Genomic DNA, 20,883 nt, shown 5'->3' with positions numbered 1-20,883 from the left:
CAGTATCGGCTTGTGCGCCGGTCGCCACCCGTCATTCAGGACGACAGGTAATCATATTCCGTTGGAGCGCCAGATGACCCTATTCACCCGCCGCGGGCTTCTGAAAACGGCTGCGGTTGCCGGCGGTGGCGGCGTCGGGCTGGCAGCAATGACCAGGCTCAGCGGTTGGGCAGCTGTCACACCTGAGCCGGTGGTGCTCAAGACGGCAAAGATCCAGGCCAGGTTCATGGATGCGGGCGAGACCCGGGATGTCCTGACGTATGGTGAATCAGGCATGCCGCCTGTACTGCGGATGAAAAAAGGCGAGCCCTTTGCCGCGCGTCTCGTCAACGCCATCGACGACCCGACGACCATCCATTGGCACGGCATTCGCGTTCCAAACAAGATGGACGGTGTTCCCTTCCTGGTTCAGCCTTACGTCTATACCGGCGATCATTTCGACTACGCCTTCGCGCCGCCCGACGCCGGCACGTTCTGGTATCACCCGCATTGCAACACGCTGGAGCAGATGGGCCATGGCCTCACCGGCGTGATCGTGGTCGAGAACCCCAACGATCCAAAATTCGACGCCGAAGCCGTCGTCAACCTGCGCGACTGGCGCCTCGGCGACGACGCGCAGTTCATCCAGCAATTCCGGCCGCGCGATGCCGCAAAAACCGGAACCTATGGCACGGTGCGCACCGCCAACTGGCTCGACCAGCCGCAATTCGACGCGCCGGCCGGCGGGTTGGTGCGGCTGCGGGTCGCCATCACCGATGTCACCCGCATCTACGCCTTTCGCGTCGAGGGTGGGCAGGCCGCGGTCATCGCGCTGGACGGCAATCCGGTGCCGCAGCGTTTTGCGCCCGATGCTTTGCTGCTCGGACCGGGGCAGCGCATGGAGCTCGCCATCCGCATGCCTGACCAGGAGGGCGCGATCGTCAGCCTGGGCGACATCAGGGGCACCAAACCCAAGGTCCTCGCCACCTTGCGCGCCACCGGAAGCTCGCTTAAGCGCGACCTGCGCGACCTCGCACCGCTGGAAGCCAACCCGGTGCCGGAGGTGGATCTCGCCAGCGCAAAACACATCGCGCTCTCGCTCAGCGCCACGGCGGAAAACGTGCCGAGCGACAGCATATGCGGCACGCTAGGCTACTCCTTCTGGGCCATCAACAAGGTACCGTGGCCGGGCGACACGCTGGACCCGACCGCGCCTTTGGCCGAGCTGAAGCTCGGCAAAAACTATGTCATCGACATGGAGAATTTGACGCCGCAATCGCATCCGATGCATCTGCACGGCATGAGCTTCAAGGTGCTGTCGTCGTCGACACGCCAGGTTCAGCCGGTCATCTCCGACACCTATCTCATGCAGCCCAACGAGAAGGTTCAGCTCGGTTTCGTCGCCGACAATCCCGGCGACTGGCTGCTGCACTGCCACATCATCGAACATCAGAAAACCGGCATGACGAGCTATATCAGGGTGGTTTGACGCCGAGGCGGGTCAATCAGCCTCTACCGGGATTGGCCTCACCTGCCGGGCATGTTGTCGGAGAAATTGCCGGTGTTCGCCGGTTTCGTTGGCAAAGCGGGGCCGTTCCCTGCTATTCCCGCCTGCAAATCAAGAAGCCGTGGACACGCTTGCATGACCAATGTCGCCCTGACCGGACTGGCCCGCGATCTCGCCAGGCGCGCCGCCGAGGGACGCCCGGTGCGCATCGGCGTCATCGGCTCCGGCGAAATGGGCACCGACCTGGTCACGCAAGGCATGCTGATGCCCGGTATCGAGATCTGCGCCATCTCGACGCGGCGTCCGCACACCGCCCGTGACGCCATCCGCATCGCCTATGGCGATGAGGCGATGGCGGTCGAGGCGGACACGGGCTCGAAAGTCGCCGCGGCGATCGAGGCGGGCAAAATCGCCATTACCTCGAACGAGATGCTGGTCACCAATCCGCTGATCGACGTCGTCATCGACGCCACCGGCAAGCCTGGTGTCGCCGCCGATTTCGACTTGAAGGCGATGGAGCACGGCAAGCACCTGGTGATGATGAATGTCGAGGCCGACGTCACGATCGGCTGCTACCTCAAGCAGCAGGCAGACCGGCTCGGCGTCGTCTATTCGGTCGGGGCCGGCGACGAGCCGTCGAGCTGCATGGAGCTGATCGAGTTTGCCTCCGCGCTCGGCTACACCATCGTCTCGGCTGGCAAGGGCAAGAACAACCCGCTCAACCACGATGCCGTTCCGGATGACTATCGCGAGGAAGCCCTTCGCCGCAACATGAACCCGCGCATGCTGGTCGAGTTCGTCGACGGCTCGAAAACCATGGTCGAGATGTGCGCCATCGCCAACGCCACCGGGCTGGTGCCCGATGTGCCGGGCATGCACGGGCCTAAGGCCGACCGCGACCAGCTGGCCAAGGTGCTGATACCGCGCGCCGATGGCGGCATCCTGTCGAAGAAGGGTGTTGTCGACTACACGATCGGCAAGGGTGTGGCGCCGGGCGTCTTCGTCATCGTCGAGGCGACGCATCCACGCATCGTCGAGCGCATGGACGATCTGCATATCGGCCACGGCCCCTATTACAGCTTCTTCCGGCCCTACCATCTGACCTCGCTGGAAGTGCCGCTGACGGCAGCGCGTATCATGCTCTACGGCCGCCCCGACATGGTGCCGCTGCCGAAGCCGGTGGCCGAGGTCTGCGCGGTCGCCAAGCGCGATCTCGCCATGGGCGAGACCTTCGATGCCATCGGTGAGACCTGCTACCGCTCCTGGACAATGACCGTCGAAGAGGCCCGCGCCGTCAGCGCCGTCGCGGTCGGCCTGCTCGAAGGCGGCAAGGTGCTGAAGCCGGTCAGGAAGGGCGAGCTCATCACCACCGACAACGCCACACCCGACCGCACGACCAGGCTGTTCGCTTTGCGCAAGCTGCAGGATGAGATGCTGTACGGGAGCTGAGATTGGATGACAGGCCAGTCGGGCTGGCCTTGTCATGACAACTCCCTATGTTGTAGTGGCACCGAACGGAGGCTTCCAGGATGAATCTCCAGATCAGAGACCCGCGCGCCCGTGACCTCGCCCGGCAGCTTGCCGAAAAGCGAAAGATTTCAATGACCGAGGCGGTGATCGAGGCGCTCGAATCCGAGCTTCAGCGCGAACGTGAACGAGTTCCGCTGGCTGAGCGGCTGGCCGCCATATCGAACGATCTGAAGGCCAAGGCGGGAAGCGGCGGCAGGGATTTGACTAAGGATGAGATCGACGAGATGTGGGGACATTCCTGATGTTCATCGACACCTCGGTGGTGATCGCTGTCCTCGCCGGAGAGGAAGACGCCGCCGATTGGAGCCGCCGGATCGGGCAGGCCTCGATACGGATAACATCTCCGCTGGTCGTGCTCGAAGCGGCGATGCGGCTTTCGTCGAAGTTGGTGGTGGAGCCGCTCTCGCCGAAAGGGCAATAGGAGACTTCCTGCGCGAAGCCGCGATCGAGGTGGTTCCGATCGAAAGAGGTGATGCCAAGCTCGCGATCCAGGCTTTTTCGAACTATGGCAAAGGTCGCGGCCACCCGGCTCAGCTCAATCTCGCTGACTGCCTGTCATATGCCTCGGCAAAAAGCCGTGGGATGCCCTTGCTCTACAAAGGGAAAGACTTTTCCCACACCGATCTGGCCTGATCCTACTGCCCCAGTTCCACGATTCGGCCAGCAGCTTCGTCAGCCGCTCCCGCCCAGCAGGCCAAATGCTGCCGCGCTCGCGCCATGGGCTGTTGACCTGCTCGCGCAACACGCCTGATCATTGCGCTCGTGCTGACGGCGCAGACCCATCGGCTGCCATTGTATGATCCATTCATACAGTCTGTCTCTTTGATCCGGGTTTTTCAAACGATGCCGAGATGCCAATCTCCGAACGATCAGTTGAACCCCCATTGAGGATTGAAATCTTGCAAACCATTTGGACAAGACGCGAGACGATGAAAACCCTTCTGGCAACGGGCATGGTTGCCATGCTTCAGCCTCTGGCTTTTGCAGCTAGGGCCGCCGCCAAGCTGGAATGGACCTATTTTCAGGCTGACGAGAATGGTTTCCGCCGCACGCCGGTGCTGCTGACCGGGGAAAAAGAAGCCATCCTCCTCGACGGCGGATTTACCCTGTCGGATGGCCGTGCGGTCGCGGATGCGATCAAGGCGACGGGCAAGACCCTGACGACGATCTATGTCAGTTGCAGCGACCCTGACTATTATTTTGGCCTCCGTCCCGTCGCGGATGCTTTCCCCGGCGCCAAGATCATCGCGGCCGCTGCGACGGTGGCGGCCATCAAAGCCAATGTGCAAGCCAAGCTGGATGTCTGGGGCCCGCAGCTCAAGGACAATGGACCGAAGGTCCTGGCGGATGTCGTCATTCCCGAGGCATCCGATATCACCTCACTTGAAGTCGAAGGAAACAAGATCGAGATCGTCACCGTCGCCGATCTGAAAGACCGGCGGTATCTCTGGGTGCCCAGCCTTGAAGCGGTGTTCGGCGGCGTGCTGATCTCGTCCGGCGTACATGTCTGGGTTGCCGACGAGCCAACCGTAGACGACCGCAAGAAATGGATTGCCGCGCTCAACGAAATCGCGTCCCGCAAACCCAACATCGTGGTGCCGTCCCATCAGGTAGCCGGTGCACCGGACGGTCTGGCGGCCGTGGAATTCACCCGCGCCTACCTCGAAGCTTTCAATAAGGAAGCCGAAAAAGCGAAATCCAGCGTCGAGCTGATTGCAGCGATGAAGCGGCGCTATCCCGATCTTCTTGACGTCTCGTCCCTGGAACTGGGCGCAAAGGTCGCCAAGGGTGAGATGAAGTGGGGCTGATACGGCCCCGCGAGCGTCTCGGCTACTTCCCCAATTCCACCGACCGCAGCCGCGCGGCTTCCACCGCCTCGGTCAGCAGCTTCGTCAGCCGGTCTTCGCCCATCAGCACGGCAAGGGCGGCTGCCGTGGTTCCGTTGGGGCTGGTCACCTGCTGGCGCAGGACGCCGGGCTCCTCGCCGCTTTCGGCAGCGAGTGCAGCAGCGCCATAGACGGTCTGCATGGCAAGCAGCCTGGCGGTCTCGGTCGGCAGCCCGGCCTTCTCGGCTGCAACCGTAAGCGCCTCGATGAAATGGAAGATGTAGGCCGGACCGGACCCCGAAACCGCCGTCACCGCGTCCATCAGGCCTTCGTCGTCGATCGTCGTCACCACACCGCTCGCCGACAGCAGCTCGGCAACGAAACGCCTGATGTCGTCGGTCACCAGCGGGTTGGAATAGACCACCATCATGCCCTTGCCGATCGCGGCCGGCGTGTTGGGCATGCAGCGGATAACAGGCGCGAGATGGCCGAGTATGTGCTCGAAGGTGGCGACCGGCGTGCCCGCGGCGATGCTGACGAAGGTGGTCCTGCCGTCGCCGAAGCGCTTGTAGGCGGCGGTGACGTCGCGGATCACCTGCGGCTTGACGGCGATGACGACGAGGTCGGGCTCTGCGTCGGCGGGGATCCCGTTCGCGCCCGCGGCGACACTGCAACCGAGGTGCTCGGCGCGCTTGCGCAATTCGGCATTGGGCTCGACCACGAACACGGCTTGCGGGGCAAGCTTGCCGGATTTCAGCCAGCCCGCAAGCATGGCGTAACCCATATTGCCGCAACCGGCGAGAACAAGCCTGATCGTCATTGAGAGCCCTCCGAGACAAGGGTTCTCCTTAGACGCTAGCGGGCAGACGGGAAAGCCCCTCAAGGGGTGCTGGATCAGGCCAGCCGGTCAAGGTCGCCGGCGTACCGCGATCGGCCGCAGCGACACTTGCCGCAAGCCAAGCACGCCGAGCACGAAGAACAGCCACACCGGGTCGCCGCGATGGAAGAAGAAGCTTTCCAGGAACGCGTTCAGCGCCGTGAACAGCACCACCATCATGAAGAAATCACCGAGATAGATGTTCTCCTTGCGCGGCGGGATGCGCATGTAGTCGCGCAGCGGCGCGATCACGAAAGTGTAGACGGCAACGCACAGCGCCGGAATGCCCATCAGCACCGCAATGTCGAGATAGCCGTCATGGCCATGCACGATGGTCCGGATGTCCCAGGCCCGGTCGAAAGGCTGGTCCTGGCTCAGCAGCAGCGGCGTGCCCCAGAAGCTTTCATAGCCGTAGCCGGTCCAAGGCTTCTTCGCCAGCATCTCGCCGGAGAACTCCCACAGCGTCGTGCGCCCGGTATAGGTGAGGTCGGGGAAATAGGTGGCCGCCAGCTCTTTCACCGGCGGGATGAAGACGATGCCTAAGGTACCGATGGCCGTCGCAATGATCGCCAGTGCAAACAGGATCGGCGTGCCGAACCGCATGCCGATCAGGCCCGGCAGCACGACGATCAGGATCGAGAACGGCACCAGGCCGGCCGTCGTCTTGGATCCGGTGTGCAGCATGAAGATCATCGCCGCGCCGAAGATCGCCACGCCCCAGAATTTCTGGCCGCGCCGGAAGAGATAGAGGCCGGCGAAGCTGAAGCAGGCCATGATTGGTCCGGCAATGTTCTTGTGGGCGAACACACCACGCCACAGGCCGGCATGTTCGGGCTCCTGCGAATCGGCCGTATGCAGGGCCTCATGCGGAAAGACGATGAGGCCGATATAGGACAGGCCAATAACGACGATCGCGCAGAATATGATGACTTTCGAAAAACTGTCGGCGTCGCGCGGCAGCACCAGGACCGTCGCTATCGTCAGAACGCCAAGCAGCGTGAAGAAGGCCGCGCGCATGGCCGAGGACGGGTCGGTCGCGTTGATGACCGAAAGCATGAAAAAGCCGAGCATCAGGATCCAGGACGGGCTGAGCAGCGAGCGCACCATCTTGGGGTCGGCGAACGTCAGCAGTGAGAAGGTCGAAATGGCGCCGAGCGAACTGAAGCCGAGCTGGTTGACGATGTCGCCGCCGTCGCCGGTCAGTTCCGCGCCTGCCGGCTGAAACGGCCGGAACGATACGATGATGACGGCAAACAACAGCGCGGCAATCGCCGTCGCCACGCCGTCGCGGGTGACGATGCCGCCCAGCAGCAGCTCGTCAGTTCTTCTCAGGCTGCCTGTATTGCTCATTGGCGTATCCGAATTCGGCAAGCACGCGGCCGAGCGAGACATAGACGGGGTAAAGCGCCGTCGACAGCGATCCTGTCCGCGCCAATTTGATTGCGCCGCGCACGGGCGAGGCTATCAGCAGCGCCAGGCTTTTTGCAAACACCTTGGCGCCGGCGAATGGCGTGCCGGCGCGCTTCTTCTTTTCGACCAGCGTCGAGATTACACCGTTGCGTAAGGATCGGGCGCGGATCCAGTCAGCCTCGACGCGCCGGGCCGGAACGCCTTCGCGCACCTTTGCCTCGGCGCACCAGCCAAGCACGAAACCTTTCTGCGCCGAGCGGCTGAGGAAGTCGGAATCGCCGCCGCCCATGAAGTTGAACCGCAGGTCGAGGAAGGGTGGCCCCATGATGGTGAGCACATTGCGCCCGACCAGAAGGTTGCCCGAGGAATAGAGTGCGGCCACGCGCCCGGTCTGGCGATAGGGCGGCGCAAACACCGGGTGCTCGGCCCATTTGGCGTGAGCAGGATCGGTAAACACCGGCACTTGCGGGCCACCGACAATGTCGGCGCCAAGCGTCTCCGCCGTCCTGCACATGCGCTCCAGCCAGTCCGCGTCGGCGATCTCGTCATCGTCGATGACCAGCAAATGGCGGAAATCCGGAAAATGCAGGATCGCCGTCTGCCAGCCAGCATTGTAGGCACTGCAATTGCCCCGCTCATGCGCGATGATGACCATGCCCTTCATATCGTCGCGTTCGAACAGCGGCACGGCCGCCTGGGCGCCCTCACGCGCCTCGGCCTCGTTTTCGATGACGATGACGGCGAAGCGCCGGCTGGTTTGCTGTGCCTTGAGCGACGCCAGCGTTTCGAGCAGCAGTTGCGGCCGCTTGAAGGTCGGCAGCGTGACGACGGCTTCCATCGTCTCTGCGGCGAGCCCCGGAGAGCGTCCCGCAATCGATACCGAACCGTCCGATGGCAAAGGGATCATCCACTCCAGCCGCATGTTTTGAATCTGGCTTTCGATAACACCGCGACGATAACGTTTCGTTAATCACCTTTCGCAGCGGCGCCTGCCGGTCCGCGCCTTTCAGCCGTTGCGTTGCGTGATTTAATCAAGGGTTCACCCAGCTTTGCTAGTGGCTGACGCCTGGATAGGTGAGATGCATCTGCTGTTCGCCACATCGATCGTGCCCGACGGCGCTCTCGCTTCGGGCTATGAGATCGCCAATGCTGCGATCATCGCCGCCTTGCGGCGCGCCGGCGTGCGCGTCACCGTCATCGGCTTCATCTGGCCGGGCAAGGCGCCCAGCGACAACGAAAACACCATCGTGCTCGGCGCCGTCGACGTGCGCACGGAAAGCGCCTCGGCGCGGCAGAAGCTCGCCTGGCTTGGCAAGGCGGTGCTGTCAGGACTCACCTTCGCTTCCGTGAAGCTGCGCGCGGTTTCCGACAGCGAAGTCCGTGCCGCGATCGAGCGCGCCGGTCCCTTCGACGGCTATGTCCTGAATTCGGTGCAGTTCGCCGGCGCCTTTGAAAAACTGTTCGCCGACCGTCCCTCGATTTTCGTCGCCCACAATGTCGAACATGGTTCGGCCAAAGAGAATGCGGCAGCAGCAAACAGTCGCTTCCAGCGCCTGCTGTTTGCCCGCGAGGCCAGGCTGCTCAAGACCATGGAGGAGCGGCTCTGCCGCCGGGCTCGCTTCGTCTTCACGCTGGCCGAGGAAGACCGCGCCGCACTCGGCGTTGCCAGCGACGACCGCTCGGCGGTGCTGCCGCTGGTGACCACTGCCACGGCGCCAAAGCCGGTCAAGCCGCGCCGCATCGATTGCGACGCGGCGCTGATCGGCACTTGGACCTGGCAGCCGAACCGCATCGGCCTCGACTGGTTCCTGGAAAAAGTCGTGCCGCATCTTCGCCGGAGCTTTCGCATCAGGGTCGCCGGCAACATGCCGTCGGATATCACCTCTGCCCATCCCGGTGTCGAATTTGTCGGCCGCGTGTCCGACGCCCAGAATTTCGTGCGCGGCGCCGCCGTCATTCCACTGATCAGCACCGCGGGCAGCGGCGTTCAGCTCAAGACCATCGAAACCTTCGAGCTCGGCCTGCCGTCGGTCGCCACCAGCCGTTCGCTGCGCGGCATCGATCATCGCCCGGCAAATTGCTTCGTCACCGACGATCCGGCCGCCTTCGCCGGCGCGCTGGAGGCAGCGGCGGCCGATGTCAAGGATGTCGATGGCAGCGCCTTTCACCGCCGGCAGATCAAGGCACTGGATGCCGCCATCAGGCTCGGCCTGGAAAAGCTCGGGTCGGTGGGGGAGGAGGTGTTTGCATGAACATGCACACCGCCCGCGCCGCCTTCGGGCTCGATACGCTGAAGACGATCCTTGGCATTTCGGTCCTTGCCATCGGCTGGGATGACGCGATCGCGCTGCTCGCTCGTCTGATTGCCGAGCGGCGCTTCACCAAGGTCAGTTTTCTCAACGCTCACAACGCCAACATCGCCTCTACCGATCCGGTCTTTGCCGAGGCGCTCGACGATTTCCTCATCCTGCCTGACGGCGTTGGCGTCGATCTGGCGGCAAAGCTGCTCTACGGCGCGCCGTTCCCGGACAATCTCAACGGCACTGATCTCATTCCGGCCTTTCTGCAGGCATCGGCGAGGCCGCTGACCGTCGGGTTGCTTGGCGCCACCCGCGCCAACGCCGAGGCGGCGTCGGTCAGGCTAGCCGCTCTGGCGGTGCAGCACGAATTCGTCGTCATCCATGACGGCTATTTCTCCCCCGCCGAAGAGCAGGCGATCGTCGATCGCATCGAGGCATTGCGGCCCGACGTGCTGCTTGTGGCCATGGGCGTGCCGCGCCAGGAATTGTGGATCGCCCGTCATATCGATGCCCGCCACTGCACGCTGCCGATCGCCGTCGGCGCGCTGCTCGATTTTCTCTCCGGCACGGTGCCGCGGGCGCCTCTGTGGATGCGCCAGCTGAGGCTCGAATGGTTGTTCCGTCTGTGCATCGAGCCCGGCCGGCTGTGGCGCCGCTACGTCGTCGGCAATCCGGTGTTCCTGCTGCGTGTCGTCAGGCAGAAATTCTCGCGTCGGCCCGAGCCCGCTGGAGAGTTGCGGTGAACAGCCGCGTCGTGCCGAGCCCTGCAGCCGAGACCGGTGCCCTGCCGCAAACTCCGACGGCGGCGGTGGTGACCGCCAGCTATGCGCCGGATTTCGAACGCTGCCGCCTGTTGTGCGAGACCCTCGACCGCCATGTCTCCGGCGTGGCGCATCATTACATTCTGGTCGAGCACCGCGACGTGGCGCTGTTTCGCCAGTTGGAAAACGACCGCCGCAGCGTTGTCGACGAGCGCGACCTGCTGCCGCGCTGGCTGCGTGTGTTCGACGATCCGATGAGCCTCTTTCGCCGTCGCATCTGGCTCAGTTTCAAGACCCAGCCGCTGCGCGGCTGGCATGTGCAGCAGCTGCGCCGCATCGCCATCGCTGCGCATGCTGGAGAAGACGTGCTGGTCTTCTGCGATTCCGACGTCGCCTTCCTCAAGCCATTCGATCTGAGCGCCTTCTGGCGCGACGGCAAGGTGCGGCTGTTCCGGCGCGACGGCGTGCTGTCGAGCGACGGTCACGACGAGCATCGCATCTGGTCGCGCAATGCGGCCTCGGCGATTGGTATCGATGCATCCGAGGTTTCGAACAACGACTATATTTCGACGCTGATCGCCTGGCGCCGTCAGACCGTGACGGCGATGTGCGCCGAGATCGAGAAGGTGCACGCGCGCGGCTGGGTCGAGGTCATCGCTTCAGTGCGCCGGTTCTCCGAATGCATGATCTATGGCCGCTATGTCGACGATGTGCTGGGGGGCGCCGGCCATTTCCACGGCTCGGAGGAATTCTGCCGCGTGCATTGGACCGGGGAGGCGCTGTCGGATGACGAATTCCGCAGCTTCGTCGCCGCTATGGCACCGGGGCAGGTGGCGATCGGCATGCAATCCTTCATCGGCACCGATATCGGCCGCATCCGCCGCCTGATCGGATTGGCTTAGATTGCCTTGGCGGGCTTGCGCAGCGCCGAATAGGTCAGCAGCGCCGAGGCGAGATAGAGCAGCAGGAAGACGACGTTGAGCGATACGACAAGCCTGGGCGTGTCGGCAATCGTGGTCAGCACATAGGTCAACAGCACCGCCTTCAGCCCCGCCAGCAGGCCGAGGTTGAGCGCCCTGAGTGCGGTCTGGCCGCGCGCGAACAGCAGCTCGGCCTGGTATTCGACCAGGTTGCGCAGTCCCGGCACGCCGATTGCCAATGCCACCAAGGGCGCCGCCTCGGCGACATTCCGGCCAAGTGCATTGGGGAAGAAATGCAGCACGATGCCGAGTGCGGCCAGCGCCAATGTCGATACCAGGAACACGCCGGCTTCGATACCGCTCTTGACCCGCAGTCGCGACAACAGCTCCGGCGACCGCATCATCTTCTGCACCAGCATCATCGAGAAGGTGCGGATCGGTATTGCCGTCAGGTCGACCAGCCGCATGATAATGGCATAGATGCCGGCCAGATGCGGCCCGCCGATCGCCAGGACGAGCAGCTTGTCGAATTCCGACTGCAGGTAGAACAGCACTTCGGCGCCGGCAACATAGATCGAATCGGCAAGCCGCCTGAGATAGAGCTCGGTGCGCAGCCTCAGCCGCTGGCGTGGATAATAGAAGCCGAAGGCCAGCAGCAGCGAGGCGGCGTTGGCGCCGATGTAGAACAATGACCAGATCCAGACGCTGTGCTGCCCCGACAGCATGAACAGCACGGCGCCCAGCGCACGGAACGCCGTGGTCACGATCGACAGCACCGCGGCGCGGCCGAATTTGCCGAGCCCGTTGTTGACGATCAGCACCACCTCGACCGGCCGCCACAAAAGCGCTTCGGCAAAGACGATTGCGGCAAAGACGGCCAGAGGCACGGTGCTGGCGAAGAAGATCAGGTAGACGCCCCAGGAGGCCGCCGCCAGCAGTGGTAAGGACACGGCGCCAAGCAAAAGGAAGCCGGCGGTGAAGGTGCCGATCAGATTGGGGCGGATGGTGGCTGTGCGGTAAAGCGCCGAGATGAAGCCGAAAGCGAGGATGCGCGACAGCATGACGCCGGCCGCCGAGGCGGTGGCGAACATGCCGAACTCGGCAATCGACAGCGTGTTGGCAAGTGCGATGAAATAGGCAAGCGAGAACACCAGCCGCCCGCCGGCGCCGCTGATGGCTGAAAGATAGTCGCGAACCAGCCCCCGTCTTTCGGCAAGGAAGGTGCCGATGCGGGCGAGTGTCCGCCTTTGCGGTATGTCGCTGGCCTGCGTCATATCGAGGAAAGCCGTAAGCCGCAAAGCTTAACGTGCGGTTCTGACGCCATTTTACAGATCCCGGCAATGCGTGGCGAAGCGAGAAACTTTCACTTGCAGACTTCGGAAATTAACCTTTTGTTTCCCATGCCTGTTTAGCGTGACTTAACGATTGGCCGACCGCCGCTCCTGCGCCGTCGAAGGTAAAGTTTCGAGACAATGGTCGACAGGGAAAACCGTGAAGACTGGAGGCGCGAGCGCTCCCTCCTGGCGCTCGGCAAAGCCGTGCGCGGCGATGAGGCGGCGGATGCGTCGGCGGTCTCGATCGGTGACCGGGTGGATCCGTCATGGCGCGAGGACGCCGCCACGCGTCACCGCATAGCCCGCTCGCAACGCGAGGCGCGGTCGAATCCGGCGCCAACGTCACCGCCCGAGCCGCCGCAGTTCCAGGCCGACGGCGAACCCGTTTCGGCCGCCAGCGCGCGTGAGGAGCCTGTTTCCGGCCGGCGTCAGCAGCACGCCGCCTATGAGCTCCGCTCTTTCCACGAGCAGCGACCGGACCGCGACGACGATGACGGGCAGGAATGGAAGCCGCTGATCGATCCGCTCCAGGTCGTCCGCGGCATTAGTCGTTCCAAGTTGCTGATCGTCTCGACGACGATATTGGGCACGGTGCTCGGCGTCGCCGTCGCCGTTTCGACACCGAAGAAATACGAAGCCACCACACAGATGGTCATCGAGCCAGGCGACCTGAAGCTTTCCGACAACGATCTCACCCAACCGGTCGGGCAGCCCGATGCGGCGCTGGCTGTTGTCGAAACCCGCATCAAGATGGTGACATCCGGCAAGGTCCTCGACAAGGTCGTGGCCGATCTCAATCTCGTCGACGATCCGGAATTCAACGGACAGGGCTCTGGCGGCCTTGGCGTCCTGTCGCTCATTCGCTCGATACTGTCGCGCCAGGATGGCCCTGGCGGCGGCGGTGAAGTGCGCCGCCAGGCGCTGGCGGTCGGCAATCTGGCCAAGAGCCTGTCGGTTGAGCGCAGCGGCAAGAGCTTTGTCGTTTCCATCAGCGCCACCACTCAAAGCGCCGACAAATCGGCGAAGATAGCCAATACGACCAGGGACGTTTTCCAGCAGGAGGCGGCCCAATACCAGTTCGGGATGGCCGGGCGCGCGACGGACCAGCTGACGGCCAAGCTCGATGACCTGCGCAAGAATGTCGAGACAGCGGAGCGCAAGGTCGAGGATTTCAGGGCCACGCATGATCTCGTCGACGCGCAGGGCCATCTGATCAGCGACGACCAGATGCTGAAGCTCAACGAGCAGCTCTCAGTCACCCGGGCCCGTACGCTGGAACTCAATGCCCGGGCCGCGTCGGCGCGTTCGCTGGACGTCAATTCGGTCATCAACGGCACCTTGCCGGAAGAAATCAATTCCAACACGATGAGCGAACTGCGCGCGCAATATGCAGTTTTGAAGCAGGAGGCCGACCGCGCCGCCGTGCGTCTGGGACCGCGTCATCCCGAATACCAGGCGCTCAACGCCCAGCTCGACGGCTCGCGCGAGCGCATCGCAGGCGAACTGCGCCGCATCGCCTCGTCGCTGCAGGTCGACTTGAAGCGCTCGGTCCAGCTTGAGCAGGATCTCGCTTCCCGCCTGGCTCAGGCAAAGATCCAGAGCGGCGACGTCAACAGCGATCTGGTCAGCCTGCGCGAACTGGAGCGTGACGCCACGGCCAAACGCTCCGTCTACGAACAGTACCTTCTGCGCGCCAAGGAGACCGGCGAACAGCAAAACATCAACACCACCAACATCAATCTGATGACCCCCGCGCAACCGCCGCTCGAACCCAACGGACCGTCGCGGGCTGTAATAGCGATGGCCGGCCTGCTGCTCGGGCTTGCTTCGGGCATCGGTGTCGGCGCCATGCGCGGCGCCTTTGCCAGCCTGCGCGGCGCTGCCAATTCGCGTTCGCGCGGCAGAATGGACGAGCGCCCCCCTCCGGTCGAGGACAAGGTCTATCGCGCGCCGCTGCCTGTGGCGCCGCCACCGGCAGCACCTCCGGTGTTGCCGACCGCGGCCGCTCCCGCCCGGAGCCCAGGTCTGTTCGACGGACTGTTCTCGGCGATGCGCAAAGCCGCGCCGGGTAGCGGGACGTCAGGCGAACCCGTCGAGACCTACCGCGCCCAACCAGCCGCCGAATATACAAGGCCGGTGCAGGAGCCTGTGGGCTATCGCCAGCCGGACTTCCGGAACGAGGTTCCGCACGCCAATTCCCCTGCGCAGCAGCCTGGCTACGCGCAGCCTCGTCAGCCGGCTGACTATGCCTATTCGCAGGCTCAGCCGATGCCCGCGGCGTCCGGGCCGTGGTCTTCTCCGCAGCCCGCTGGGGCGGCGCCGGAAGACCAGCAGGCGCAAATCGACGATATCCGCGCCAGCCTGCGCGAATTTCGCGAAGCGGTGCGCGAACTCACCGAAAGCCGTTCGCACCGCCGCTATTTCTGAGCAATTCCAGGAAAAGTGTGAAACGGTTTTCCCGGGAAAAGCGCGTAGCGCGCTTTCCCTTGGGAATTGCGTCAAAACAAGAAATAGAGCGGTTCAGCCTTTCCGTGAAAGGATGAGTCGCTCTGAGCCCGTCAGCACAGAATAAAAGCTGCCGGTTTCGAGTTTACGGCATGTGACGGCGCTTTGACGGGATTGCTTAGGCCAAATTTCGTGACAATGCCGCGCAGCATGGCGCCCAAAAAGCGCTGCCGTCGGGCTTTACCCGAATGGGCGGAACGTTTGGAACAACGACATGCACGAAGCAACGTTCAAGGCGCGCGCCGCGCCTTGGCTGGAATGATGTCGAGGATGGTTCATGGCCGAAGTGATTGACGGAAAGATCGTCGCCGCAGACGTGGTTCAGAAGGTCAAGGCCTTGACCGAGGACCTGGTCGCCAAGGGAAAGGCCCAGCCCGGCTTGGCGGTGGTCATCGTCGGCGAGGATCCGGCAAGCCAGGTCTATGTCGCGTCGAAGTCGCGCACCGCCAAGGAATGCGGCTTTCATTCGCTGCAGCACACGCTGCCGGCCGACACGTCCGAAGCGGCACTGCTGAAGATCATCGGCGAACTCAACGCCGATCCGGCCATCAACGGCATTCTGGTGCAGCTGCCGCTTCCCGCCCATATCGATGCCGGCAAGATCATCCAGGCCATCGCACCGCAAAAGGATGTCGACGGCTTTCATTTCATCAATGTCGGCAAGCTCGGCACCGGCGAACTCGAAACAGCCTTCGTGCCCTGCACGCCGGCTGGCTCCATGCTTTTGATCGAACGCGTGCGCGGCAAGGATCTTTCCGGCCTCAACGCGGTCGTCGTCGGCCGCTCCAACATCGTCGGCAAGCCGATGGCAAATCTGTTGCTTGCCGCCAACTGCACCGTCACCATTGCCCACAGCCGCACCAAGGATCTGCCGGCGCTGGCCCGCACAGCCGACATTCTGGTTGCCGCCGTCGGCCGGCCCGAAATGATCAAGGGCGACTGGGTCAGGCCCGGCGCCACCGTGATCGATGTCGGGATCAACCGCATTGCCGCACCCGAGAAGGGCGAAGGCAAAACCCGCCTCGTCGGCGATGTAGCCTATGCCGAAGCGGCCAAGGCCGCCGGCGCCATCACCCCCGTGCCCGGCGGTGTCGGACCGATGACCATTGCCATGCTGATGGCCAATACGTTAGCCTCAGCCTACCTTGCGGCCGGCTTGAAGCGGCCTTCCTTCTGACCCAGAAAGCAGCTTCTTTGTCGAACCTTACTATACCCTCTGAACGGCCGGTCGTGGATGATCCCGTTCAGGGGGGCCGGCAATTCGCGTTCCTGCTGGTCGACAAGTTTTCGATGTTTTCGCTGGCAGCGGCGATCGATACCTTCCGCTCGGCCAACCGCCTGCTCGGCCGCGATTTCTATGGCTGGACGACGGTCTCGGCCGACGGCGATCCCGTCATGGCCTCCAACGGCCTGCCGCTCAAGATCGACTATGCCGTCGCCGATTTGCCGCCCGTCGATATCCTATTCGTGTCGGTGGGCCTGTCGGTCGAGTTCCCCGGCAAGAGCAAGGTGCTGGCGGCGCTGCGCAGCTGGGGCCGGCGCGGCAATGCGCTCGGCGCGCTGTCGGTGGGCTCTTACCTCCTGGCCGAAGCCGGTCAGCTCGAAGGCTATCGCTGCACCATCCATTGGGAAAACCGCGCCGGCTTCGTCGAGCGCTTTCCCGACATCAATTGCACCGGCAACGTCTTCGAGATCGACCGCAAGCGCTACACCTGCGCCGGCGGCACCACCTCGATCGACCTGATGCTGGAGATCGTGCGTGGCGACTTCGGCTCGAACCTCGCCAACGGCGTTGCCAACCAGTTCCAGCATGAGCGCATCCGCTCCGCCGGCGACCGCCAGCGCGTCGGGCCGGAGCGCGACCTGACCGGCAAGTCGGAGAAGCTAAGGCGTATCGTCGAACTGATGGCCGACCATCTCGACGAGCCGCTATCGGCCGTGCAGCTTGCCAAATCGGCGGGCCTGTCGGTGCGCCAGGTCGAGCGCTTGTTCCTGCGCCATTTGAGCGTCACGCCCGGTCGTTACTACATGCGGCTCAGGCTCGAGCGGGCGCGCGAACTGCTGCGCCAGACCAACATGCCGATCCTCGACGTGGCCATCGCCACCGGCTTCACCTCGCATTCCTATTTTGCCCAGAGCTACCGGCTGCAGTTCGGCCGTCCGCCTTCCGAAGAGCGCCGCACCACGTACTGACGCGGTGCTTAGCCGGCCTCGGAACAGGCCTCGGCCGGCGCCGATCCTGTTACACGGCAACCGTTCGTGACCCGCTCCGGGGCTTGTGCCCGGACGCGGCGTCAAATAGCTTGCCGCCGCATATAAGAGGGCGGCCTCAAGGAGATTTCCATGGCGGGACTTTTGCGGAGCGTCGCTGCGTCGCTGCTCCTTTTGTCGATGACTTCGCTCGGCTTCGCCGCCAACAAGGTTATCATCATTCTTGACGCTTCAGGCTCGATGTGGGCCCAGATCGACGGCAAGCCGAAGCTCGAGATCGCGCGCGAATCGCTGAGGACCGTGCTGCAGTCGGTCCCGGGCGACGACGAGATCGGCTTCATGGCCTATGGCCACCGCGAAAAGGGCAGCTGCGACGACATCGAACTGATCGTGCCGCCGCAAGCCGGCTCGGCTAGCGCCATTTCGGCCGCCGCCGACAGCCTGAAATTCCTCGGCAAGACGCCGCTGACCGCAGCCGTCAAGCAGGCGGCCGAAGCTCTGAAATACACCGAGGACAAGGCGACCGTGGTTCTCATCACCGATGGGCTTGAAACCTGTGAAGGTGACCCGTGCGCGCTGGGCAAGGAACTGGAGGCCTCAGGCGTCGATTTCACCGTCGACGTCGTCGGCTTCGGCCTGACCGCTGACGAGGGCAAGCAGATCGCCTGCCTTGCCGACAACACCGGCGGCAAATATATCCAGGCCTCGGACGAGAAGGCGCTGCAGGAAGCACTGGTCGAAACCGTCGCCGCGCCGGCTCCGGCACCTGAACCCGCACCGGCGCCAGCCCCAGCTCCAGCTCCAGCCCCTGAACCGGCAAAGCCCGAATTCAATTTCATCCCGAGCGTGGTCATGGCCGAAGGCGGCGATCCGATCACCGACGGCAATGCCTGGGAGGTCTACAAGGCCAAGGCCGATGGCACGCACGGCGAGGCCGTCACCACCCAGTACAACAACTACGAGGCCAATCTCGAGCCGGGCGACTATGTCGTCGTCGCGCGCGCCGACGAAGCTCGGGCGGAACAGAAGGTCAAGATCGAGGCGGGCCAGGTCTACAAGCCGCTCTTCACCTTGAACGCCGGCACCATGCTCATCCATCCGAAGCCAAGCCAGGGCGCCGAGATCAGTGACGAAGCCCATGTCGACTTCGCCTTCCCGGGCGGCAGCACCACCCACTATGGCGACAACAGGATCATCGTGCCGGCTGGTGAGCAGAAGGTGACGGTTGCGATCGGCAGCGGCTCGGTGACCGAGAACATCCAGCTCGCCGCCGGGCAGACTGTGGAAAAAGACATAGTCGTTGGCGTCGGCCATGCCGCCGTCAACGCCTACTACACTGCAGGCGGCGACAAGGCCGACTCCTCGGGCATCAGCGTCCAGATCGTCAAGGCCAAGAAAAAGATCGACGGCTCGCGTGACGATGTCGCCCACTCCTATGGGCCCGACAGCAAGTTCTGGCTGCCGCCGGACGACTATGTCGCGGTCACCTCGCTTGAGCTCGCAACCGTCGAGCAGCCTTTCAGCGTCAAGGTTGGCGACGTCAAGGACGTCAAGGTGACGCTCGATGCCGGCGTGCTGGTGATGTCGGCGCCGGGCGCCTATTCGATCGAGGTGCTGTCGTCGAAGAAGGATATCCAGGGCAACCGCAAGGCGCTCGGCCTGAACTATGGCGACACCTGGCAACAGACCATTGCGGCCGGCGACTACGTCGTCGTCCGCCACATGTCCGATCAAGGCCATGACAAGGAAATGCCGGTGACGGTCAAGGCCGGCGAACGGAGCGAAATTACGGTTCAGCCGTAATTTGGCGTTCCACTCCTCATGAAAAAGGGCGGCCTTGAGCCGCCCTTTTCTATATGGCAGGGAATGATGGTTCAAGCCGTGCCGAAAGCACTGGCGCCATGGTCGGCGCGGCCGACCAACTGGCGGAAACCGGCGAACAGCTCGCGGCCGAAACCGAACTCGTTGCCGATGAGATCGATGTCGGCCGTGCGGCGCAGCGCGAGCTCGGGCCCCGGCACCAGCACTTCCAGCGTGCCGGCATCGGCGTCGAGCCGGATGATGTCGCCGTCATGGATCCTGGCGATCGGCCCTTCCTCGACCGCTTCCGGCGTTACATGGATCGCCGCCGGCACCTTGCCGGAAGCGCCAGACATGCGCCCGTCCGTGACCAGCGCGACGCGCTGGCCACGATCCTGCAGGATGCCGAGCACGGTGGTCAGCTTGTGCAGTTCCGGCATGCCGTTTGCCTTCGGGCCCTGGAAGCGGATGACGGCGATGAAGTCGCCGGTCAGCGTGCCGGCCTTGAAGGCTTCGTTCAGTCCCTGCTGGCTGTCGAACACCTTGGCCGGCGCCTCGATGACGCGGCGTTCCGGCTTCACGGCGGACGTCTTGATGACGGCGTGGCCGAGATTGCCGGCGAGCACTTTCAGGCCGCCGGTCGGCTGGAAGGCCTTCTTGAACGGCGCCAGCACCTTCTCGTCGCCGCTCTGCAGCGGCGAGGCTTCACGCACGACGCTGCCGTCTTCGCCGAGCCGGGCCTCGACCGCATAGGGCCTCAGGCCTTCGCCCCATACCGTCTGCACATCCTCATGCAGGATGCCTTCGTCGAGCAATTCGCGGATCAGGAAGCCGAGCCCGCCGGCGGCATGGAAATGGTTCACGTCGGCAAGCCCGTTCGGATAGACGCGCGCGAGAAGCGGCACCGCTTCCGACAGGTCGGAAATGTCCTGCCAGGTAAGCGTGATGCCGGCCGCCGCGGCCATGGCGATGAGATGGATGGTGTGGTTGGTAGAGCCGCCGGTGGCGTGCAGGCCGACGACGCCATTGACGAAAGAGCGCTCGTCGATCATGCGGCCTACCGGCGTGTAGGCGTTGCCGAGCGCGGTGATCGCCAGGGCTCGCCTGGTCGCCTCGCGCGTCAGCGCGTCGCGCAGCGGCGTGCCTGGATTGACGAAGGACGCGCCGGGCGTATGCAGGCCCATGATCTCCATCAGCATCTGGTTGGAATTGGCGGTGCCGTAGAAGGTGCAGGTGCCCGGCCCGTGATAGGATTTGGACTCCGCTTCGAGCAGTTCTGCGCGTCCGGCCTTGCCCTCGGCATAGAGTTGGCGAACCTTGGCCTTCTCGTCATTGGGCAGGCCCGTCGTCATTGGCCCGGCCGGCACGAACACCGCCGGCAGATGGCCGAAGGTGAGAGCCGCGATCACAAGCCCCGGTACGATCTTGTCGCAGACGCCGAGATAGACGGCGGCGTCGAACATGTTGTGCGACAGGCCGATCGCCGCGGACATGGCGATCACGTCGCGCGAAAACAGCGAGAGCTCCATGCCGGGCTGTCCCTGGGTCACGCCATCGCACATGGCCGGCACGCCGCCGGCCACTTGCGCGATCCCGCCGACTTCGCGCGCGGCATCCTTGATCAGCGCCGGGAAGGTTTCGAAGGGCTGATGCGCCGACAGCATGTCATTGTAGGAGGTAATGATGCCGAGGTTCGGCACCTTGTCGGCGCCGAGCGCCAGCTTTTCAGACGGGCTGCAGACGGCAAAGCCATGCGCGAGGTTGCCGCAAGACAGAACCCCCCGGTTGGCGGCGCGGCTGGAGGCCTCGGCGATGCGGCCGAGATAGCGCTCGCGGCCGGCTTTCGAGCGTTGGCGGATGCGTTCCGTGATGGCTTCGATGTCGCGTCTGGCTGTCATGGTCGGTCCTTTCGAGCCCCGGAAG

General features: G+C 63.8%; 18 protein-coding genes. 13 read left to right on the top strand and 5 right to left on the bottom strand.

Annotated elements, in window-relative coordinates; genetic code table 11:
• Positions 1-73 precede the first annotated feature (73 nt).
• The 6 genes from ACYG9R_RS06495 to ACYG9R_RS06470 all read left to right on the top strand — a co-directional run bounded on the left by ACYG9R_RS06495 (position 74) and on the right by ACYG9R_RS06470 (position 4,824).
• The gene (locus tag ACYG9R_RS06495; protein ID WP_023750635.1) at positions 74-1,468 is read left to right on the top strand and encodes a multicopper oxidase family protein; all 1,395 of its coding nucleotides are present in this window, start codon (positions 74-76) and stop codon (positions 1,466-1,468) included.
• Positions 1,469-1,621: 153 nt separating this feature from the next.
• Positions 1,622-2,935, top strand: coding sequence for an NAD(P)H-dependent oxidoreductase (locus ACYG9R_RS06490; protein ID WP_023692399.1), 1,314 nt, complete (start codon positions 1,622-1,624; stop codon positions 2,933-2,935).
• A gap of 80 nt (positions 2,936-3,015) precedes the next feature.
• A complete protein-coding gene (locus ACYG9R_RS06485) occupies positions 3,016-3,258 on the top strand; it encodes a type II toxin-antitoxin system VapB family antitoxin (RefSeq protein WP_023669292.1) in 243 nt (80 codons plus the stop codon).
• Positions 3,258-3,437: a type II toxin-antitoxin system VapC family toxin gene (locus ACYG9R_RS06480; RefSeq protein ID WP_245261319.1), complete on the top strand. Its 180-nt coding sequence runs from the start codon at positions 3,258-3,260 to the stop codon at positions 3,435-3,437. Before ACYG9R_RS06485 ends, ACYG9R_RS06480 begins: the two co-directional genes overlap by 1 nt.
• A 29-nt stretch (positions 3,438-3,466) precedes the next feature.
• The gene (locus tag ACYG9R_RS06475; protein ID WP_280792065.1) at positions 3,467-3,649 is read left to right on the top strand and encodes a type II toxin-antitoxin system VapC family toxin; all 183 of its coding nucleotides are present in this window, start codon (positions 3,467-3,469) and stop codon (positions 3,647-3,649) included.
• 275 nt (positions 3,650-3,924) lie between these two features.
• Positions 3,925-4,824, top strand: coding sequence for an MBL fold metallo-hydrolase (locus ACYG9R_RS06470; protein ID WP_023727778.1), 900 nt, complete (start codon positions 3,925-3,927; stop codon positions 4,822-4,824).
• Positions 4,825-4,846: 22 nt separating this feature from the next.
• On the opposite strand, the gene proC is transcribed toward ACYG9R_RS06470, so the two are convergent.
• The 3 genes from proC to ACYG9R_RS06455 form a co-directional block, all read right to left on the bottom strand.
• Positions 4,847-5,662: a pyrroline-5-carboxylate reductase gene (gene proC, locus ACYG9R_RS06465; protein ID WP_023701824.1), complete on the bottom strand. Its 816-nt coding sequence runs from the start codon at positions 5,660-5,662 to the stop codon at positions 4,847-4,849.
• A gap of 87 nt (positions 5,663-5,749) precedes the next feature.
• Positions 5,750-7,069 carry an O-antigen ligase family protein gene (locus ACYG9R_RS06460; protein ID WP_023818681.1) on the bottom strand — a complete coding sequence of 440 codons (1,320 nt, stop codon included), beginning with the start codon at positions 7,067-7,069 and terminating at the stop codon, positions 5,750-5,752.
• On the bottom strand, positions 7,038-8,036 hold the full coding sequence (locus tag ACYG9R_RS06455) for a glycosyltransferase family 2 protein (protein ID WP_023692395.1): 999 nt from the start codon (positions 8,034-8,036) through the stop codon (positions 7,038-7,040). The genes ACYG9R_RS06460 and ACYG9R_RS06455 overlap by 32 nt, the downstream gene beginning before the upstream one ends.
• A gap of 172 nt (positions 8,037-8,208) precedes the next feature.
• Here ACYG9R_RS06455 and ACYG9R_RS06450 point away from each other — a divergent pair, with 172 nt between their 5' ends.
• Genes ACYG9R_RS06450 through ACYG9R_RS06440 form a run of 3 tightly spaced genes read left to right on the top strand, consistent with a single transcriptional unit; the run spans position 8,209 to position 11,092 of the window.
• Complete coding sequence (locus ACYG9R_RS06450) at positions 8,209-9,381, top strand: glycosyltransferase (protein ID WP_023823677.1); 1,173 nt, start codon at positions 8,209-8,211, stop codon at positions 9,379-9,381.
• Complete coding sequence (locus ACYG9R_RS06445; RefSeq protein ID WP_023669298.1) at positions 9,378-10,172, top strand: WecB/TagA/CpsF family glycosyltransferase; 795 nt, start codon at positions 9,378-9,380, stop codon at positions 10,170-10,172. Before ACYG9R_RS06450 ends, ACYG9R_RS06445 begins: the two co-directional genes overlap by 4 nt.
• Positions 10,169-11,092, top strand: coding sequence for a DUF6492 family protein (locus ACYG9R_RS06440; protein WP_023823676.1), 924 nt, complete (start codon positions 10,169-10,171; stop codon positions 11,090-11,092). The genes ACYG9R_RS06445 and ACYG9R_RS06440 overlap by 4 nt, the downstream gene beginning before the upstream one ends.
• Here the strand turns inward: ACYG9R_RS06440 and ACYG9R_RS06435 are convergent.
• Entirely contained in the window at positions 11,089-12,384 is a 1,296-nt protein-coding gene (locus tag ACYG9R_RS06435) for a lipopolysaccharide biosynthesis protein (RefSeq protein ID WP_023681896.1), read from the bottom strand. The two genes, ACYG9R_RS06440 and ACYG9R_RS06435, sit on opposite strands and share 4 nt — an antisense overlap.
• Positions 12,385-12,582: 198 nt before the next feature.
• Here ACYG9R_RS06435 and ACYG9R_RS06430 point away from each other — a divergent pair, with 198 nt between their 5' ends.
• The 4 genes from ACYG9R_RS06430 to ACYG9R_RS06415 all read left to right on the top strand — a co-directional run bounded on the left by ACYG9R_RS06430 (position 12,583) and on the right by ACYG9R_RS06415 (position 18,963).
• Positions 12,583-14,871: a GumC family protein gene (locus ACYG9R_RS06430; protein WP_023823675.1), complete on the top strand. Its 2,289-nt coding sequence runs from the start codon at positions 12,583-12,585 to the stop codon at positions 14,869-14,871.
• A 355-nt stretch (positions 14,872-15,226) separates the two neighbouring features.
• The gene (gene folD / locus ACYG9R_RS06425) at positions 15,227-16,126 is read left to right on the top strand and encodes a bifunctional methylenetetrahydrofolate dehydrogenase/methenyltetrahydrofolate cyclohydrolase FolD (RefSeq protein ID WP_023823674.1); all 900 of its coding nucleotides are present in this window, start codon (positions 15,227-15,229) and stop codon (positions 16,124-16,126) included.
• A gap of 17 nt (positions 16,127-16,143) precedes the next feature.
• The gene (locus ACYG9R_RS06420) at positions 16,144-17,142 is read left to right on the top strand and encodes a GlxA family transcriptional regulator (protein ID WP_032885851.1); all 999 of its coding nucleotides are present in this window, start codon (positions 16,144-16,146) and stop codon (positions 17,140-17,142) included.
• Positions 17,143-17,292: 150 nt separating this feature from the next.
• Positions 17,293-18,963 (top strand): vWA domain-containing protein, encoded by a 1,671-nt coding sequence (locus tag ACYG9R_RS06415; RefSeq protein ID WP_023823673.1) that lies wholly within the window; start codon positions 17,293-17,295, stop codon positions 18,961-18,963.
• Between the two features lie 71 nt (positions 18,964-19,034).
• Here ACYG9R_RS06415 and edd read toward each other — a convergent pair whose 3' ends face one another.
• The gene (gene edd / locus ACYG9R_RS06410; protein ID WP_023823672.1) at positions 19,035-20,858 is read right to left on the bottom strand and encodes a phosphogluconate dehydratase; all 1,824 of its coding nucleotides are present in this window, start codon (positions 20,856-20,858) and stop codon (positions 19,035-19,037) included.
• Positions 20,859-20,883 lie beyond the last annotated feature (25 nt).

It is taken from the genome of Mesorhizobium sp. RSR565B (assembly GCF_054719465.1).
Note: the sequence above shows the minus strand (reverse complement) of the source record. Positions and strands in the feature narration are given on the sequence as shown.

Excerpts from the sequence above, each read along its gene's own strand:
- ACYG9R_RS06495 (WP_023750635.1), top strand. The coding sequence starts at position 74 with ATGACCCTATTCACCCGCCGCGGGCTTCTGAAAACGGCTGCGGTTGCC.
- ACYG9R_RS06490 (WP_023692399.1), top strand. The coding sequence starts at position 1,622 with ATGACCAATGTCGCCCTGACCGGACTGGCCCGCGATCTCGCCAGGCGC.
- ACYG9R_RS06485 (WP_023669292.1), top strand. The coding sequence starts at position 3,016 with ATGAATCTCCAGATCAGAGACCCGCGCGCCCGTGACCTCGCCCGGCAG.
- ACYG9R_RS06480 (WP_245261319.1), top strand. The coding sequence starts at position 3,258 with ATGTTCATCGACACCTCGGTGGTGATCGCTGTCCTCGCCGGAGAGGAA.
- proC (WP_023701824.1), bottom strand. The coding sequence starts at position 5,662 with ATGACGATCAGGCTTGTTCTCGCCGGTTGCGGCAATATGGGTTACGCC.
- ACYG9R_RS06460 (WP_023818681.1), bottom strand. The coding sequence starts at position 7,069 with ATGAGCAATACAGGCAGCCTGAGAAGAACTGACGAGCTGCTGCTGGGC.
- ACYG9R_RS06455 (WP_023692395.1), bottom strand. The coding sequence starts at position 8,036 with ATGATCCCTTTGCCATCGGACGGTTCGGTATCGATTGCGGGACGCTCT.
- ACYG9R_RS06450 (WP_023823677.1), top strand. The coding sequence starts at position 8,209 with ATGCATCTGCTGTTCGCCACATCGATCGTGCCCGACGGCGCTCTCGCT.
- ACYG9R_RS06445 (WP_023669298.1), top strand. The coding sequence starts at position 9,378 with ATGAACATGCACACCGCCCGCGCCGCCTTCGGGCTCGATACGCTGAAG.
- ACYG9R_RS06435 (WP_023681896.1), bottom strand. The coding sequence starts at position 12,384 with ATGACGCAGGCCAGCGACATACCGCAAAGGCGGACACTCGCCCGCATC.
- ACYG9R_RS06430 (WP_023823675.1), top strand. The coding sequence starts at position 12,583 with ATGGTCGACAGGGAAAACCGTGAAGACTGGAGGCGCGAGCGCTCCCTC.
- folD (WP_023823674.1), top strand. The coding sequence starts at position 15,227 with ATGGCCGAAGTGATTGACGGAAAGATCGTCGCCGCAGACGTGGTTCAG.
- ACYG9R_RS06415 (WP_023823673.1), top strand. The coding sequence starts at position 17,293 with ATGGCGGGACTTTTGCGGAGCGTCGCTGCGTCGCTGCTCCTTTTGTCG.
- edd (WP_023823672.1), bottom strand. The coding sequence starts at position 20,858 with ATGACAGCCAGACGCGACATCGAAGCCATCACGGAACGCATCCGCCAA.